Annotated in this window: 15 protein-coding genes and 1 pseudogene; 1 reads left to right on the forward strand and 15 read right to left on the reverse strand. The window is 63.5% G+C overall.

Annotated elements, in window-relative coordinates; genetic code table 11:
• Nucleotides 1-93: 93 nt before the first annotated feature.
• The 10 genes and pseudogenes from NKI49_RS02760 to NKI49_RS02805 form a co-directional block, all read right to left on the reverse strand.
• Nucleotides 94-897 (reverse strand): annotated as a pseudogene (locus NKI49_RS02760) (class I SAM-dependent methyltransferase); the annotation flags it as partial.
• The gene (locus tag NKI49_RS02765) at nt 864-1,856 is read right to left on the reverse strand and encodes a GNAT family N-acetyltransferase (RefSeq protein WP_352598455.1); all 993 of its coding nucleotides are present in this window, start codon (nt 1,854-1,856) and stop codon (nt 864-866) included. The pseudogene NKI49_RS02760 and the gene NKI49_RS02765, both read right to left, overlap by 34 nt.
• Complete coding sequence (locus tag NKI49_RS02770) at nt 1,853-2,917, reverse strand: glycosyltransferase family 4 protein (RefSeq protein ID WP_352598454.1); 1,065 nt, start codon at nt 2,915-2,917, stop codon at nt 1,853-1,855. The genes NKI49_RS02765 and NKI49_RS02770 overlap by 4 nt, the downstream gene beginning before the upstream one ends.
• Nucleotides 2,914-3,759: a PIG-L deacetylase family protein gene (locus NKI49_RS02775; protein ID WP_352598453.1), complete on the reverse strand. Its 846-nt coding sequence runs from the start codon at nt 3,757-3,759 to the stop codon at nt 2,914-2,916. The genes NKI49_RS02770 and NKI49_RS02775 overlap by 4 nt, the downstream gene beginning before the upstream one ends.
• Nucleotides 3,760-3,766: 7 nt before the next feature.
• Nucleotides 3,767-4,699: a glycoside hydrolase 5 family protein gene (locus tag NKI49_RS02780; protein ID WP_352598452.1), complete on the reverse strand. Its 933-nt coding sequence runs from the start codon at nt 4,697-4,699 to the stop codon at nt 3,767-3,769.
• Nucleotides 4,692-5,453, reverse strand: coding sequence for a TIGR04290 family methyltransferase (locus NKI49_RS02785; RefSeq protein ID WP_352598451.1), 762 nt, complete (start codon nt 5,451-5,453; stop codon nt 4,692-4,694). The genes NKI49_RS02780 and NKI49_RS02785 overlap by 8 nt, the downstream gene beginning before the upstream one ends.
• Before the next feature lie 12 nt (nt 5,454-5,465).
• Nucleotides 5,466-6,257 (reverse strand): sugar phosphate nucleotidyltransferase, encoded by a 792-nt coding sequence (locus NKI49_RS02790; protein WP_352598450.1) that lies wholly within the window; start codon nt 6,255-6,257, stop codon nt 5,466-5,468.
• Nucleotides 6,257-7,357, reverse strand: a complete 1,101-nt coding sequence (locus tag NKI49_RS02795; protein WP_352598449.1) for a CgeB family protein — start codon at nt 7,355-7,357, stop codon at nt 6,257-6,259. Before NKI49_RS02795 ends, NKI49_RS02790 begins: the two co-directional genes overlap by 1 nt.
• A gap of 14 nt (nt 7,358-7,371) precedes the next feature.
• The gene (locus NKI49_RS02800) at nt 7,372-7,968 is read right to left on the reverse strand and encodes a histidine phosphatase family protein (RefSeq protein WP_027027915.1); all 597 of its coding nucleotides are present in this window, start codon (nt 7,966-7,968) and stop codon (nt 7,372-7,374) included.
• Nucleotides 7,965-9,068: an inositol-3-phosphate synthase gene (locus NKI49_RS02805; protein WP_352598448.1), complete on the reverse strand. Its 1,104-nt coding sequence runs from the start codon at nt 9,066-9,068 to the stop codon at nt 7,965-7,967. The genes NKI49_RS02800 and NKI49_RS02805 overlap by 4 nt, the downstream gene beginning before the upstream one ends.
• Nucleotides 9,069-9,223: 155 nt before the next feature.
• Between NKI49_RS02805 and NKI49_RS02810 the strand changes: the two genes are divergently transcribed.
• Entirely contained in the window at nt 9,224-11,008 is a 1,785-nt protein-coding gene (locus NKI49_RS02810; RefSeq protein WP_352598447.1) for a hypothetical protein, read from the forward strand.
• Between the two features lie 53 nt (nt 11,009-11,061).
• On the opposite strand, the gene NKI49_RS02815 is transcribed toward NKI49_RS02810, so the two are convergent.
• The 5 genes from NKI49_RS02815 to NKI49_RS02835 form a co-directional block, all read right to left on the reverse strand.
• Nucleotides 11,062-11,262, reverse strand: coding sequence for a hypothetical protein (locus tag NKI49_RS02815; RefSeq protein ID WP_352598446.1), 201 nt, complete (start codon nt 11,260-11,262; stop codon nt 11,062-11,064).
• A gap of 121 nt (nt 11,263-11,383) precedes the next feature.
• Nucleotides 11,384-12,427: a UDP-glucuronic acid decarboxylase family protein gene (locus tag NKI49_RS02820; protein WP_352598445.1), complete on the reverse strand. Its 1,044-nt coding sequence runs from the start codon at nt 12,425-12,427 to the stop codon at nt 11,384-11,386.
• Nucleotides 12,428-12,450: 23 nt separating this feature from the next.
• Nucleotides 12,451-13,554 carry a CgeB family protein gene (locus NKI49_RS02825; RefSeq protein WP_352598444.1) on the reverse strand — a complete coding sequence of 368 codons (1,104 nt, stop codon included), beginning with the start codon at nt 13,552-13,554 and terminating at the stop codon, nt 12,451-12,453.
• Nucleotides 13,551-14,645 (reverse strand): CgeB family protein, encoded by a 1,095-nt coding sequence (locus tag NKI49_RS02830; RefSeq protein ID WP_352598442.1) that lies wholly within the window; start codon nt 14,643-14,645, stop codon nt 13,551-13,553. The genes NKI49_RS02825 and NKI49_RS02830 overlap by 4 nt, the downstream gene beginning before the upstream one ends.
• Nucleotides 14,642-15,772, reverse strand: coding sequence for a CgeB family protein (locus NKI49_RS02835; RefSeq protein ID WP_352598441.1), 1,131 nt, complete (start codon nt 15,770-15,772; stop codon nt 14,642-14,644). The genes NKI49_RS02830 and NKI49_RS02835 overlap by 4 nt, the downstream gene beginning before the upstream one ends.
• Nucleotides 15,773-15,774: the final 2 nt, after the last annotated feature.

Here is a 15,774-nt window from a genome sequence, read left to right on the forward strand (position 1 = left end):
TTCGCCATCGATGACGACCTGCAATCCGTGAGTTTCGGCTAGGCGACGGATGTCGGCGCGGTCCAAGAACAGGGATCCGCGATAGGAGTAGTTCAGCAAGGCCAGTCTGCCCGGCCTTTTCAGGACGCGCGCGATTTCCTCGAAATGCCGCTCGGCCACGCCAGCCAGCACCAGGTAGGGGAAGCTGTCGACCGCCAGCACGCAATCGAAACATGCATCGCCGAACTCGGCCAGGTCGAGGCCGGAGGTTTGCCGCAACTCCACATTGCCAAGCGCGGCGCATTGCTCGCGGGCGATGGCGACCATCCGCGGCGATATGTCGATACCGACCACCTGGCCGAAGGATTTGGACAGCGCGCGTTCGAAACGCCCGATGCCGCAGCCGATATCCAGAATGCTTCGTCCGCTTCCGGTGAAGTCTTGCGCTTCCAGCCACGCGACGATCTCGGCGGTCGTGGCCGACAGCTTTTGATCATCGCCGAGGGATGACAACTGCACGCTTGCCGCTCGCGAAATCGCCGCCGCGGCGTCGAAGCCCGAGGCCAGCCGCCTGACGACAGCGGCATCCGTCTCGTCCCTGTCGCGTTCGTGGCGAACGGCGGCACCCGTCTTCCGCAGCGTGGCAAAAACATCCGGCCTGCGGCGAAGCACGTTGGCGATCCGTCGCAGCGTTGCTATGTCCCGGACGTCGACCGGATCGATGTCCAGCACGATCTCCGCCAATTCCGCTGCCCCGATCCCCGTATCGAGATGCAGCGCCAACCTGGCGATGACTGCCTCTGCGCAAGCGCCGTCCGCCATGCAGTCTTCCACCGCCAGCCTGACCGCTGTCCGGCGACGCGCGGATGTCGGTCCTGTCGCGCTCATGTTCGCGTCCAAACCCTTCGCACCGTCCATCTGTCGACGGCACCCCAGCCGTATTTGTAGGCCTCCTGGCCGCGCAGGAAATCGAACTCACGCGCACCTTCGCGGATCGACTCGGCGATAGCATGGCCGATCAGGATCGCCCCTGGGCTCTCGTCGGAATAGGCCGGGTCGAAGCCCCCGAGATAGGCGTAGGCGCGGCGGCGATGGTGAAATCCGTAATAGGCGCCGACGACCCTGTCATCGATCGCGATCAGCCAGCATCGGGCCAGACCTCGTGGGCGAAGCAAGGGAAGGGCGTGCCTATGAAATTCCTCCACGGCGACGTCGGCCAGCACACCTTCCCCGTGCCGGGCCCAGCGCGCGCCGTGCAGGCGGATCAACTGGTCGAGGAATATCTGGCAATCATCCTGTGCCGGCACTATCGCGACGCGGCCGCGCCTGGATGCGGCCCGGCCCGCGCGGCGCAACTGGCGTCTCCGTCGCGCAGGTACGCAACCGGCAAGCGTGTCGTCGCCCGCGATCGCGAGCACGGGACAAGCCGCATGGCCGACTGGCTGACATGCCGGCAACTCGGGATGCGCGATCGCCAGGCCGGCACTGCCTTCCGGCAGATCGGACAAGATCCATTGCGACCACCCGATCGAGAGGATCTTTTCGGCAATGGCGGCGCCGACGGAGGTCTCGATGCCGGGAACACACAGGATATCCAGATAGTCGCTGAGCGAAATTCCGACCGGAAGCAGTTTCGAGCCCGCCGTCCCATGTTCGAGATAGAGCGGCGCCAGCCCCACCAGGTCGTCGCCGCGCCAAATGGCGACCGTCGCCAGCTCGCCCGGGGCGAACGAGCGCCACCACGGCACCAGCCAGGCTGGAGATTGAAAGGGCGTGGCGGAGGAACTCCGCTCCCATAGCTTCCACCAGTGCGGCGCCAGCGCCTCGAATTGCATGGGGTCGCCGACGAGATCGCTTCGCAGCCGGGGCTCGCTCACAGCGATGCGGCCAGTGGTGCTTGACCGGCGCCAAGCCGCGCCAAGGCTTGATAGGCGTCCATGTAGGACGAGATCATCCGCTCCAGCGAAAATCGCCGGCGCGCCTCGGTCCTGCACGTCTCTGCATCCAGGCTGGATGCCGCGACGATGGCTTGCGCCATCTCGTCGACATTGTTGACGAGAAACCCGGTCTTGCCGTGTTCGACCACATCGGGAAGCGCACCATTTGGAAACGCGACGACCGGCGTGCCGCAGGCGAGGGCTTCCATGGCGACGAGCGAACTGGTCTCGGCGGCAAGGCTCGGGACGACCAGGCAGCGGGCCGCGTTGAGAAAACGCCGCTTGGCGGTGAAGCCGAGCGGACCGAGGAAGCGGCGCCGGCCGTCGAGACGGGATTTAATCTCGTCGTGAAAGTACCGCGTATGCGTCTCGTATGGATAGACCTTCCCGCCAATGACAAGCGGCACCCCGGCCTGTTTGGCAGCATCCAGCGCCAGATGGATTCCCTTTTCCGGACATATGCGGCTCAGTACCAGCGCGAAGTCGCGCCTTGGTTGCGGCAGGTTCAGCACTTCGATGTCGACGCCGTTCGGGATCGGGGCAACTAGCCTGGCGTCCGGTGGGGCGGTTTTGTGCTGGGCCGCCGATACGGCGTGAAGCCAGAGGTCGTCGCGCGCCGGACGTAGTGCCTCGGCCGGGTACCAGCCGAGCGGCAGGTGAAGCGTCACCAGGGTCGGGCCATCGTCGGGCAGATAGGCGTCGAAATCGATGCCGTGCAGGTGAATCACGTCGATTGGCCATCGGCCGCGGGCGGTCGCGATCGCGGCGCGATGAGCCCGCTGTGCCCGGCCCTTTGCCGCCTCGTCGAGCACGCCGGCCGCGGCCGGCGTTTCCACGAGAATGCCGCTGGTACTGGAACCCCGGCAACCGACGACGATGGAACGGTGACCGGCACGCACCAGCGCCTGATCGAGCATCGACAGCACCTGTTCGGCACCGCCGACCGCGTCTGGCCCGACGGGCGCCAGAGGATAGGCGACGTTGAGGACGGTGAGCGTCATGGCTGGTCCAGCCGCAGCGTCTCATGCGCGAGGGCGCTTGCACGCAACCAGCTGTCAGGCTCAAAGCCCAGCGGCAGCGATTCATAGTAGAGCCTGCCGTTGTTGGGCAGCTTCAGGAAATCATAGGCCGGAGCCAGCCGGAAGCGCTCGGTGCGCGTTGAAAAAGGCGCCAGCGTTCGCTGTTGCGAGAGATGCCTGGCCAGCATGCGCTGCTTTTGCTGAAAGGCTGCTTCGGTCAGGCAGACCTCGATGCAATCGCCGCCGGTACCGCCGGCGAAGTCCTGAAACACTGGACCGTCGGGACCAGCCGAATAGAACGCCATTTCGACGATGGTGGGCGCCGGCCGCTGGTCGCGGCGCAGCAGATGGCAGGCGGCGTGAACGGCAAAGGCGGTCGCGTCATGGTCGGGATGGCCGCCTTCGAACGGATGTGTGCAGACGAACCGGATCCCGGGATCGGAAAAAAGGCAGGCGAGTTCCTGCGCCAGCGCAACGAGATTTGCAGTGGCCTCCTTGTCGGGGTAGCCAAGCGCGGTCAGAGCTTCCGTCGGCAGCCCGGCGGCGGCCAGGGCTTCCATCAGCTCGGCACGGCGGGCAGCGGCGTAGTCCTGCCATGTCTCGAAGCCATGGGCTTGCGCATCGGCAAGATCGCGTGGCGCTCCGTCCGTTACAAGGATGATGCGGCATGCCCGCAATCCGGCAAGATGTCCGCCGATGCCGATCGTCTCGTCATCCGGATGCGCGACGACGACCATGATGGCGGAGCCATGGGCTCCGTCATTGCCCGTCAAAAGGGCGGCGAATTCGGCCAGCATCTCCGACGATTGATTCGTGGGCCGCATGGGAGCCTCACGCGGCGGAGACTCGCTGCGCCGGAAGCGAGGCGGAGATCATGCCGGGCGCGTAGCGGTGGATCATGGTTGCACAAAACGCGGCGAATTCTTCCGGTACCAGCGGCGGACTGGTGTGGTGGGGCATCATCCCGCGGTGCTCCGGCGTGAAGCAGAAGGTGACGGTCACGTCGAAATCGGCAAGCGCTTCCATTTGCCGGTCGAACCAGTCCAGCGCATTCGGCCTGAAACTGTCTGCCCAGGAAAGCCCGGTGCGCAGATTGGTGACCCCGAGCCGCTTCATCCAGGCGACGGCGTCGTCCAGCCGCGGATCCTCGAAATGAAACCATTGCACCAGGCCCATGTCCGGCGTGTAGCGCGCAAACTCCTCGAGCGCCGGTTTCGGGGTGCCGTCCTGGCGCAGCAGGCCCATGTGGAAATGGCGATAGTAAGAGGAGCCTTCGGCCTCGCGATGGCGCGTCGTCGCTTCCCATTCGCGCGGCAGGTCGTAGAGACTGTACCACTGGATGCGCGGTGCGTTGCCGAGCAGCAGCTCGGCGGTGCGCCGCAGTCCCCAGACCTGGATCTCGTCAGCGCCGAACGTCGACACTCCCACTTCGCTGACCCAGACAGGAAGATCGGTGACGGTCGAAATCTCGCCGATCTTCTGCGGCCATTCCTGGATCTGCCACAGGTTCCAGTCGAGCGGAAAGCCGTGCACGGCAACGGCGTCGACATGGTCCAGCACGCCGAGCTCCTTCATGCGCATGATGAAGCCCGGGTCTATCGGCGAAATGCCGCCAAGCACCTTGGTCAGGGCAGGGTTCTCCGAAGCGATCGCATTGGCCGACAGCTTTGCCATGGTGGCGAAGCGGCTCCAATCGGGGTCGAGCTCGGGATCCCAATGCGACTTGTTGTTGGGCTCGTTCCAGATCATCGCGGCTTCAATCATGGGGCAGTCCTTTCAACGGGTAGACGGCGCCGCCGCCATCCGGCTCTCCGGCAACGCGGCAAAAATAAACCTCCTGCTCAGGGTGCAGAAAGATCTCAAAGCCGGCGCTGCGCAACATGGCCTCGGTGCAGGCGCGGTTCGGAATCCACCAGTTGGTCGGATCGTCGGCATAGCGGTGTTCGACGAAATGCAGCTTCGGAAATTCCGGCCGGTCGAACAGGTCATGCGTCCAGAAATGATAATTCTGCTCCAGCGCAGGCAGGTCGGCGCTGCCGCGTTGCATGGACTGGAAAATCATCAGGTCGCTAGCGACATGCTCGCGGATCAGGTCGAGAGCAAGCAAGGGGTGGCGCAGATGGTACAGCACGCCCATGAACAGCACGATGTCGAATTTCTCGCGCAGGGCGCCGACGTCATAAACCGAAAGCTTCTGGAATTCGATGTCGCAGTCCGCGATCTCGGCCGCAAAACGCGCCTGCGCCAGATAGGCGTCGTCGAAATCGATGCCGAGGACACGGCTGGCGCCGCGCCGTTTCATCTCGATGGAATAGAAACCGGCATTGCAGCCGATATCGAGCACGGCCTTGCCGGCAAGGTCGGCAGGAATGACATCGGCGAACTTTCGCCATTTGATCAGCGGGTAATTGCCGAGAAAATGATCGGGAGCGGTTTCGACGCCGGCCAGTTCCATATTGTGGAACCATGGGCCAAGGGCATCGATACGACGGCGGATTTCGGCGTCGGAATGCAGCATGACTATGCTCCTTCACCCCGGATGGGGCACCTGCGGGTGCACTTCAGGCACGATCATGGCGGGTTGGTGTTGTTCGGATGTGGCGCCGTTTTCAAGCAGCCGAAGGGCGGTGCGATAGCCGTTGAAAGTTCCAACGTCGACATAGGCGGTACCAGCCTTGACGCCGTACGCCTTGCCGCCGGCCGCCAGGTAAGCGTTGATCAGGGTGCCGATATATTCGTCGTAACGGTCCCGTTCGCGCCAGAGCGCCGCAAGTTGGTGAAAGATATGACCCGGCATCTTGAAGGCGCCCCAGATCCAGTTCGTGGCGGCGTCCTGCTGCTTGACCTGGATTTCCGTCACGCGGTGGTCCTGGTCCAGAACCACGGCATCGAAGAGCTCGGGACGCTCCACCGGGAACAGCAGAAAGGACAGCTCGTCCGTCGGCAGCCGGCAGAAACCATCCTCGGGAAACCAGATCGTGTCGGGAAGGCCGATCAGAACCGTTTCGTCCGGCGCGACGAGGGGGGCTGCCCGGAAAATCGCATCGCAAAGGCCAACGGGGGTGGGTTGCGCCACGAACAGAGCGGCCGCGGTGCCGTAGCCGGCTGCGTAATATTCGAGGATGTCTGATTTGCCCGACCCGATGATGAAACAGATCTTGTCGACACCGGCGCGCACCATCCGCCGCACGAGATATTCGCTCACCGCGCAGGGGCGCTCGGTTTGCCCATCGATCCGGCTGCCGACCGGCAGCAGCTCTTTCGAGAAACCAAGCGGTTGAATGCGGCTGCCGCGTCCGGCAGCGGGCACGATGCCCAACATCAGACTGCTTCCTTCATCGGTTCGCCGGCCGGGTTTCGCGCCGCTTCGCTCAGAATGCGATCGAGTTCCGCGGCGCGGCGCGCGGAGGTGTGTTCGTCCAAGACCCGCTCGCGCGCCCGGCTTCGAATGGCGTCGAGTTCCCGCGCCGGCAATTTGAGCGCTGCGACCACGTCGTCGGTGTCGTGCGCCAGCAGGATCTCGCTGCCGGGTTCGAAAAAGCTGTCGAGGCCCGGCCAGGTGTCGGTTACGATCGGTACGCCACATGCCGCCGCTTCGAACAACCGGCCCGAGGGGCACCAGCCCTTTTGAGCCATCGCCTCGCGGGTGACGTTCAGCGTCAGGCGCGACGATGAGAAGAAGGCCGGATGGTCGGCCGGCGGCAGGTGCCTGACGAAGAAGATGTTGTCGCTCCACGGGAATTCCTGCGGATATTGCGCGCCGCCAATGACGAAGCGGTGGTCCGGCAGGCGTGCGGCCGGGCGGACCAGCAGCTTTTCGACACCGGCCTGGCGATCTGCCGCATAGGTTCCGAGGTAGGACAGATCGCCCGCGAATTCGGCCCTCGGTTCTGCCGGTCGGTGCTGGTCGGGATCGACATGCCCATAGAGCGGCACCACGTGGCGCGCGCCCAGGATCGTCTTCAGCGCGTCGATCGCCGATCCACCCGTATAACTGAGGACGAGGTCGAAATCGGCAAGCCCTTCAGGCCCGAAATAGGACGGGCGTTCCCCCTGCTCGATGCGGGCTAGCGTGACCGGAGTGTCGAGGTCGTAGAAGACCCGCAGTCCGCGAGATGCCTGCTGCGCCAGGCGCGAGGCGTCCACGGCGTCGGGGCAGTAGGAGGTGACGATGACGACGTCCGATTGCTTGATCGCCCGCTCGGCGACCCGGCGGATGTCCTCCCAGTCCGGGTAAAGTACGATATTGCCGCCGTCCAGCTGATCGAGGTCACGCGCTCCGGCATAGTAGGGGGTGTTGCGTTCGAAGAAGGTGACGGACCAACCCAGCCGGGCAAGCGCCCGGATCAGCCCGCGCCACAGGGTGGCGTGGCCGTTTCCCCACGAGGATGTGACGGTGAGTCCGAAAATGACCATCTGCATCCGGCAGATCCTCGTCAAACAACTTCGTTCAAGCGAATGAGCTTGGAGCCCCAGTCTCCGGACACGATCGTGGTGACGGAGGCCGGATCGATGTCGAAGCGAAAGCAGTCGCCGACCGGCAAGCCAAGCACCTTGCAGACGGCCGCCTTGATCACATCGGCATGGCTGACCAATGCCACGCATTGGTTCTGGTGCCGCTCGCGAACCCGGTCCATGAGCGAAGCGATGCGTTGCTGGACATCCAGCATGGTCTCGCCGCTGGGCGTACTTGCCTCCTGTCGCCGATCGTTCCAGGCTCGCCAGGCGGCATCGCCGCTCAATTCCTCGAACGTCTTTCCCGACCAGGTGCCGAAATCGATTTCATCCAGTTCCGCGCGGATCCCGATTTCGCCGACATTGCAGGCCGTTGCGATCGGCACGGCGGTTTCCTGCGTTCGTTCACGCGGGCTGCACAAGATGGCCGCGATCGATTCCCGGGCCATGCGGCCGCCAAGGCGCGACGCCTGTTCCTTGCCGGCTTCGCCAAGGCGAACCCCGCCCATTCGCCCGGCGAGATAGGAGCCGACATTGTCATGTGCCGCATGGCGGATCAGAAAGAAGATCGTGGTCATTCCGCGGCATCGAGCATCGGCTCGTCCTTGCCGGCGATGAAGGCGAGCGTGCGCTGCCGCGCTTCGGCGTCGGTGAACTGTTCGGGAGGCGACTTCATGAAATAGCTGCACGGGCCGGTCAGCGCGCCGGCGATGCCGCGGTCGAGCGCTAGCTTGGCGCAGCGCACCGCATCGATAACCACCCCGGCGGAGTTGGGCGAATCCCACACTTCAAGTTTGAGTTCGGCATTCAGCGGCACGCCGCCGAAGGTCGTGCCTTCGACGCGGATATAGGCCCACTTGCGATCGGTAAGCCAAGGCACATGGTCGCTGGGGCCGACATGGATGTTGCCTGGCTCCAAAGGCACGTCGAACTGGCTGGCCACGGATTGCGTCTTCGAGACCTTCTTCGATTCCAGCCGCTCGCGTTCCAGCATGTTGAGGAAGTCGGTATTGCCGCCGAAATTAAGCTGATAGGTGCGATCGATGCGCACGCCGCGTTCGCGAAAAAGGTTGGCCAGCAAACGGTGCACGATGGTCGCGCCGACCTGGCTCTTGATGTCGTCGCCGACCAGCGGCAGTCCGCGCTGTTCGAAGCGCCGGCGCCATTCCGGGCGTGAGGCGATGAAAACCGGTATGCAGTTGACGAACGCGCAACCGGCCTCGATCGCGCATTCGGCATAAAAGCGCGTCGCTTCCTCCGAGCCCACCGGAAGATACGAGACCAGCACGTCGGCGCCGCTTTTGCGCAGGATTTCGCTGACATCGGCGACCGGCTCAGGCGCTTCTTCGATCTCGTCGCGCAGATATTTGCCGATGCCGTCAAGGGTGGGCCCACGCTCGACTCGAGCACCGGTCGTCGTCGCATCGGCAAAGCGGAAAGTATTGTTCGGGGCGCTGTAGATGGCCTCGGCCACATCGCGCCCAACCTTGCCCTTGGCGACATCGAACGCGCAGACGACCTCGATGTCGTCGACATGATAGCCGCCGAGGTCCGCATGCATCAGCCCAGGGATCGGCTCATTGCCTCTTGCCTCGCGGTAGTAGGAGAGACCTTGCACCAGGGAGGATGCGCAATTGCCGACTCCGACGATACCGATACGAACCTTTTTCGATCCCACGAAACTGCCGCCCTGTGCTGTTTAAAGGTAAGTTCCTTGCGCCGAACCGCCAGCTTGCCGGAATGTTCCTTGGCACATGGAAAAATTGCGCATGCCGGGACGGATCAAAGTCTCGCGCACCGCGTTGCGGCACGGCAGGCAGCGGAAATCCACCGATGATCACCTATGGCGACCACAAAAGGACCGAAAACGCGCAACAACTCCGCCGGGCCGCCGACGAAATGGCCGAGAGCCTCGGCCGCATGCCTTGCGGCATCAAGCGTCATGCGGCGTTGGTGAAGCTGTTCGTCAGTGTGTCCGAACTGGTCCAGGCGCTCGCCGACGTCGACTTCGAAGCCAACGGCGCGGACATCAATCCGCCGCGGCAGCAGCAAGGCGCCAGACTGCTGGCCGGTCTTGCCTTCGAAGTAGCGAGGTCCTGGCGAAGCGGATTCGCCGTAAGCGGCGCCATCGATCCCGGTCTGCGGCAAATGCTGGCTGCGCTCGACTGCCGCGGTGAGGTTCTGACCGGCACGGCCGAGGGCTACGCGCATTACGCGCTTTATCCCGAAAGCTATCTTGGCGCGGCGCAGAAATCAGGTCTCGACGCGAACACATGCGTCATTGGCATCCGCAGCATAGGTCTCGGGCTTGCGGCTATCGTGGCCGCCGCGCTCGGCGCGCCGGCGCCGCTCAGCGTGCGCCCTGTCGGCCATCCTTTCCACAGGCGCATCCGTGCCGATCCGACATTGATCGGCGACTGGAGGAACAACCCGTCGGCCCGCTTCGCGATCGTCGACGAGGGGCCGGGCCTGTCGGGAAGTTCGATGCACGCCGTCGTCGCATGGTTGCGGGAACCGGGCATCGACACGGAGCGCATTCACCTGTTTCCCAGCCATTCGGGCGGACCGGGTGCTGAAGCTTCGCAAGATGCGCTCGAGACATGGTCGCGCTGCCGGAAACATGTGGCGATGGCCTTCGAGCGCACTTTCCCAGGCGGCCCGCAAATCCCGGCACTCCGCGATTGGGTAGCCGAGGCGGTAGGCAGTCCGCGACTGAGCCTGACCGAAATATCCGGCGGACAGTGGCGGAAATTCCACTACGTCAGTGAAGATCGCTGGCCTCCAAGCCAACGCGGCGCGGAGCGTCGAAAGTTCCTTGCGTCGGCGGGTCGCGATCGCTGGCTCGTCAAATTCGCCGGCCTTGGCCAAGCCGGGCAGCGCAAGGCGCAAACCGCCCAGATGCTGCACGAAGCCGGGTTCGGGCCACAGATCGTCGGGCTCTGCCACGGCTTTCTGGTCGAGCGCTGGGTCGACGGCATAACCATGGATCAATCAGGGGTCCCGAGAGAGAAACTTATCGAGCATCTCGCACGCTACCTGGCCTGGCGTGCGGTCAATCTGCGAACCTCGGAGCCCGGTGCTTCGTTGCCGATGCTCGCGGACATGGCCGTGCACAACGCCTCCGAAGCCGTTGGGGAGAGCCGTGCGGCGGAACTGCGGAACTGGTTCTCGAGGCAGCCTCCAACGAAAGGGTTGCTCCGGGTAGAGGTCGACGGAAGGCTTCACCCCTGGGAGTTTCTCGTTTGCGCCGACGGGAGGCTGGTCAAGACAGACGCCGTCGATCATTGCCGGGGGCACGATTTGATAGGCTGCCAGGGCATAGAATGGGATGTTGCCGGCGCCCGGGTCGAGTATGGATTTTCAGACAGCGAGGTTGCGGTCCTGTCCGACCGTATGGAAATAGACGCCAAGCGGCACGTCGATGCCGGCCTCATCGATTACTTCGAACCTTGCTATCTGGGATTTCAGATGGGACTTTGGAGCATGGCCGCCCGATCCGAAGACGGTCCGGAAAAGGTTAGGCTGACCGGCGCCGCGAAGCGCTATGAAACCGGCCTTATACAGTTCCTGGACAGATCGAAGCTTGTCGCCGCGCAACGACATCCAGCAGCGAATTGAATCGACCAGCCCTTTGAAAATACGGGAGGGCGCCGGCGCCGATCTGTTCGGCTTCAATCCAGCCTTCGCAGCATGTCTGCTTCCTGTTCGAGGATCCGGGCCACTTCCTCCCGCTGCAGATGCGTCATCATCAGGCTGACACAGCACTCGAGATAAGTGATAGAGGCCCGCCGCAGAAAGGCAGCCGTTTCCCTTTCAGCGATGTGCTCGATATCTTTTGCGGATCGTTTGGGTTGCACAGCTCCGTTCTCCATATCGGATCCCATTGCCAGAACCGTAAGCTTGGCCGGATGTTCCCGTGATCGGCAAAAGTGTCGTTGAAGACCGCATGGCCATGCTGGACGGTCATGCGGTAGAGGCGGCTGGAGGCGGGCTTCAGGCTGGGATGTTCTGCATCCTGCCCGATGCGGATCTCAGCTTTGCAATCGGTGTCATCCGACCATCGACGCGGCTCTTTTCAAGTCCGGCGAAGTAGCCGATCGTCTGCGTCAGCCCTTGCCTGAGTGGCACTTTTGGCGCCCAACCGAGCAGTGCCTTTGCACGCGAAATATCAGGCTGTCTGCGGCGAGGATCGTCTTGCGGCAACGGCAGAAACTTCAGATCCGACTTGGTGCCGGTCATCGTCTTCACCAGTGCCGCCAATCGCACTATGGTGAATTCTCCGGGATTACCCAGATTGATCGGTTTGCCCGGATTGGGATCGATGTCCATCAGACGCATCAACCCCTCGATCAGGTCGGAAACGTAGCAGAAGGACCGGGTCTGCAAGCCATCGCCGAATATCGTCAGCGGGCGCTTCTCAAGCGCCTGCACGATCAGGTTCGAGATGATGCGGCCGTCGGCGGGGTCCATCCTTGGGCCATAGGTGTTGAAGATACGCGCAACGCGAATGTCAGCCTTCGCGGCCCTGAGATAATCGAAGCAAAGCGTTTCGGCTGTGCGCTTGCCTTCATCGTAGCAGGCGCGTGGGCCCGTGCAGTTCACATGGCCGACATAGTCTTCCCTTTGCGGGTGCTGTTCTGGGTCGCCATACACTTCGCTCGTCGACGCCTGCAGCAAACGCGCGTCGTTGCGGGCGGCGAGTTCAAGCAGATTGAGCGTTCCGATGACGCAGGTCCGCGTGGTGTGGATCGGATCGGCCTGATAGCGCGGCGGCGAAGCAGCACACGCCAGATTGAAAATACGATCTACCGGCTCGCTTATTTCCAATGGCCGGCAGACGTCCTGCTCGATCAGCCGGAATTCCGGCTCGTCCATCATCGAGACGATGTTCTCCATGCGACCGGTAAGGAAATTGTCGACGCAGATCACGCGCCAGCCGTCGTGGAGCAATGTTTCGCAAAGGTGCGAGCCGAGGAAACCGGCGCCGCCGGCGACAAGCACTGTCTTGGTGCCTCGCGCTTTTCTTGTTCGTCGCATCTCTGTTTTCTCCTGTCTGCCACTCATGCTGCACTTCCGATATCGACATCGAGGATCGCCGGTTTTGGTCGTGACAGCAGCGAGATGAATTCGCGCGCCCTGGCCGCACCGGTATGTGCCGCAAGGACGAGCCCGCGCGCCCTGCTTGCCATGGCCAGCCTGGCGCGATCGGATTCCCTGGCCAGGGTCCCAACGACGTCTTCCGTGCGGCCGGCGGTGTGGATCGCCGAAGCTGGAAAGAAGCTGTCAAGACCTGGCCAGCGATCGCTGATGACAGGCGTGCCGCAAGCGGCCGCCTCGAAAAGGCGTACGCTGGGCGACCATCCCGCGGCGATCATGGAACTGCGTGTGACGTTCAGCGTATAACGCTGGCGGCTGTAGAACGCGGCATGCTCGGCCGGCGGCAGGTGCTCGATGCGTTCGACATTGTCCGGCCATACGATGTCGGGCGGATATTGCGAGCCGGCGACCACGAAACGGCGGTCCGGCATGCGCCGTGCCGGCTCGAGCAAGAGGGCGCTCAGCGTTGCCTGCCGGTCGGCGCTGTAGGTGCCGAGATAGCCGAGATCCCAGCGGATCGGGTCGGCTGTCCGATGATGCCGTTCCGGGTCGACCGAACAGTAGAGCGGCTCCACGCGACGGGCGCCGAAGTTTGCCGCCAGATGGTCGAGCGTCGGCCCGCCAGTGAAGGAGAAATAGACATCGAAATACGGGATCTGGCGCCGGTTCAGATAGTCGCAATCGTCCGCCGAAAGTTTTGCAAGCGTCACCGGCGTATCGATGTCGTAGAAACAGAGCTGCCCCTTGCAAAGCGAAGCGACGATGTCGACGACGGCGCGCCCCTCCGGAACGAAGGATCCGATGACCACGATATCGGCCCGCTGCAGGTATCCGGCGTAATCGCGGTGCAGCTCCTGGGTCGTTTCGTAGTAGCGCAAGGCGCAGAACTCAGGGTCGCGCAGGTCGCGGTGATTGGCGTACCATGGCACGTCGCGCTCCAGGAAGGTCACGCGGTGGCCAAGTTCATGCAGGCCCTTCAGCAGCCCCCGAAAGGTAGTGGCATGGCCATTTCCCCAGGACGAGGAGAGCGATAGGCCGAGAAAGACGATGTCGAGCCGGTTGGTCATTCCGCTGCCTCCACGGTCCCGCGCTCGAAGTGCCTCCTGAAGACGCCGTCAGCCACGTCCGCCCTCAACGCGTAGGTATGTTCGCCAAGCACGCGGCGAAGCGCCGCCGCACCGATCGCCTTTGCCTGGTCGGGCGTCAGGGTGCGCATGATTTCGGCGACATCGTTGCCGTCGCGCGCCACAAGGATCTCTTCGCCGGGTTTCAGGAAAAGTTCGACGCCGACCCAGGCATCGCTGATGAGGCAGGCGCCCGCGCCCGCCGCCTCGAAGACGCGCGTGGCAGGCGAAAAGCCATTCGCCGCCATGCTGTCGCGGCTGATGTTCAACACCGCCTTGGGGGTGACATTGAAAGCATTGTGGTCGCGGGTGCCGACATGGCCGAGCCAGCCGACATTGGCGGGAAGCGGCTTGTCGCCCCAGCCCGATCCGCCGAGCAGGAAGCGTTGCTCCGGCAAACCGCTGGCAGGATCAAGGAAAAAGCCCTCGACCCGCGCTTCACGGTCCGGCAGCCGGTTTCCGAGGAAGGCTAGATCGCAGGCAAAACGGGCGTGCCGGCCGACTGGATGATGCGTTTCGGGATCGAGCGCATTGTAGATCGGCACGCATTCCTTCGCGCCCATGGCCCGATAGGCCCAGACCACGGGGTCGCCGCCGCCATAGGTCAGCACGAGGTCGATTTCCCGCAGCGCATGATGCAGCGGATGGTCCGGTTCGTCGCGCAACTGGCCAAGCGTGGCCGGGGCGTCCACGTCCCAGAATACGACAAGCGAGTCGGCGCGGGCGTGGTCGAGCACGGCGCGCAGCAGGGCGTCGTCCTCGAAGCCGACGCCGCTCGCCTTGACGACGATGTCGGCCCCTGCGGCGCGTTCCGCCATCTGCATCAGCGCATGTTGGGTCGCCTCGTAGACAACCACGTTGCACCAATCCGGCGCGTCGATGTCGCGGTTCTTCTGCCGGTCGTAGACATCGGGCTCATAGAAGGTGATCTCGTAGCCCAGTTGAGACAGAGCCTTGAGCAGTCCACGATAGTAGGTCGCGGCGCCGTTCCAGTATGACGACAACAGGCTTGATCCATAAAACGCGATCTTCATGCAGCGGCTTCCTTTGCGGAGGTCGGATTGACGATGTGTTGGCCGCCGCATTGGGCGAGCACGCCGAGCAGCTCGTCCACGCGGTGCCGGCAGGTGTGCCGCAGGCGGATGGTCTCGAGGCCCGACGCAGCCAGGGAGGCGGCTAAATCCGCGTCGTCCAGCACGGCGCGAAGGTGGCGCCGCATCCGAGAGCCATTCTCCGCAAACAGGAAATCGACGCCTGGCCTGAACATCTGCTCGACGTCGGACCACGGTGCTGAAATCAGCGGAATGCCGCAGGCGAGCGCCTCGAACATGCGGATCGTCGGAATTCCGGGCAGGCCCTCCCGATAGGGGCGCCGTGGAATATGCATCGTGACACGATGAGCCGCGAACGCCTTCGGTACGTCGGCGTTGGCGATCCAGCCTTCGTAGCGCAGGCCGGCGGCGGTAAGATCGGCGAGTGCCTGCCTGGGATAGCGCACGCCGTGGACGGTGGCGTCGAGACCGAGTTCGCGTGTCGGCTCGACCAGAAATTCCTTTAGTTCGGCGGTACGCTCGTCGTCGCCCCAGTTGCCGATCCAGATCAGGTCCGAGGTGGGATGGATCTCCGGATGCGGCTTGAACAGGCGATCGTCCGCCGCCTCATGCCAGGTGAAGACGCGTTTACCCCAGCCTGCGCGAAGATAACTCTCGCGCAACGCTTCGCCAAAGGCGAGAACGCCGTCGTAATGCTCCAGCCGCAACGCCGAGATCGCCTCGGTCGCCGATACGGCCCGGTGATGGGTGTCGTGAAACAGGAGGATGAAATTTCCTCCACTGGCCCGGGCACGGCCGATGCGGGCGACAAGATCCGGATCCGTCCATTCATGCACGATCACCACATCGGCGTCGGCGATCCAGGCTTCGTGGTCAAAGCCGGCATCGTAGGTCACCGGCATCAGCTCCGGAAAATCCCTTCTGAAGCGCTCGATAGCGAACGTTCCTTTCTCGGCCAGCAGGTTCGAGCGGCTCCAGCCGTCTGTCGGCTCAAGTGCGATCACCTGGTGTTCGCGCGCGAACAGTTCCCGCATCACACCGCGCAGAAAATGAGCGTTGCCATGGTTCCAGTCCGAAACGACCGAATGGGTGTAGAACAAGAAGCGCATGG

The sequence above is a fragment of the Mesorhizobium sp. M0587 genome, assembly GCF_040320945.1.
Lineage (GTDB): Bacteria > Pseudomonadota > Alphaproteobacteria > Rhizobiales > Rhizobiaceae > Mesorhizobium.

Coding starts and splice junctions, on each gene's coding strand:
- NKI49_RS02775 (WP_352598453.1), bottom strand. CDS start 3,759: ATGCGGCCCACGAATCAATCGTCGGAGATGCTGGCCGAATTCGCCGCC.
- NKI49_RS02835 (WP_352598441.1), bottom strand. CDS start 15,772: ATGCGCTTCTTGTTCTACACCCATTCGGTCGTTTCGGACTGGAACCAT.
- NKI49_RS02770 (WP_352598454.1), bottom strand. CDS start 2,917: ATGACGCTCACCGTCCTCAACGTCGCCTATCCTCTGGCGCCCGTCGGG.
- NKI49_RS02800 (WP_027027915.1), bottom strand. CDS start 7,968: ATGACCACGATCTTCTTTCTGATCCGCCATGCGGCACATGACAATGTC.
- NKI49_RS02820 (WP_352598445.1), bottom strand. CDS start 12,427: ATGCGACGAACAAGAAAAGCGCGAGGCACCAAGACAGTGCTTGTCGCC.
- NKI49_RS02810 (WP_352598447.1), top strand. CDS start 9,224: ATGATCACCTATGGCGACCACAAAAGGACCGAAAACGCGCAACAACTC.
- NKI49_RS02815 (WP_352598446.1), bottom strand. CDS start 11,262: ATGGAGAACGGAGCTGTGCAACCCAAACGATCCGCAAAAGATATCGAG.
- NKI49_RS02790 (WP_352598450.1), bottom strand. CDS start 6,257: ATGTTGGGCATCGTGCCCGCTGCCGGACGCGGCAGCCGCATTCAACCG.
- NKI49_RS02785 (WP_352598451.1), bottom strand. CDS start 5,453: ATGCTGCATTCCGACGCCGAAATCCGCCGTCGTATCGATGCCCTTGGC.
- NKI49_RS02795 (WP_352598449.1), bottom strand. CDS start 7,357: ATGCAGATGGTCATTTTCGGACTCACCGTCACATCCTCGTGGGGAAAC.
- NKI49_RS02825 (WP_352598444.1), bottom strand. CDS start 13,554: ATGACCAACCGGCTCGACATCGTCTTTCTCGGCCTATCGCTCTCCTCG.
- NKI49_RS02780 (WP_352598452.1), bottom strand. CDS start 4,699: ATGATTGAAGCCGCGATGATCTGGAACGAGCCCAACAACAAGTCGCAT.
- NKI49_RS02830 (WP_352598442.1), bottom strand. CDS start 14,645: ATGAAGATCGCGTTTTATGGATCAAGCCTGTTGTCGTCATACTGGAAC.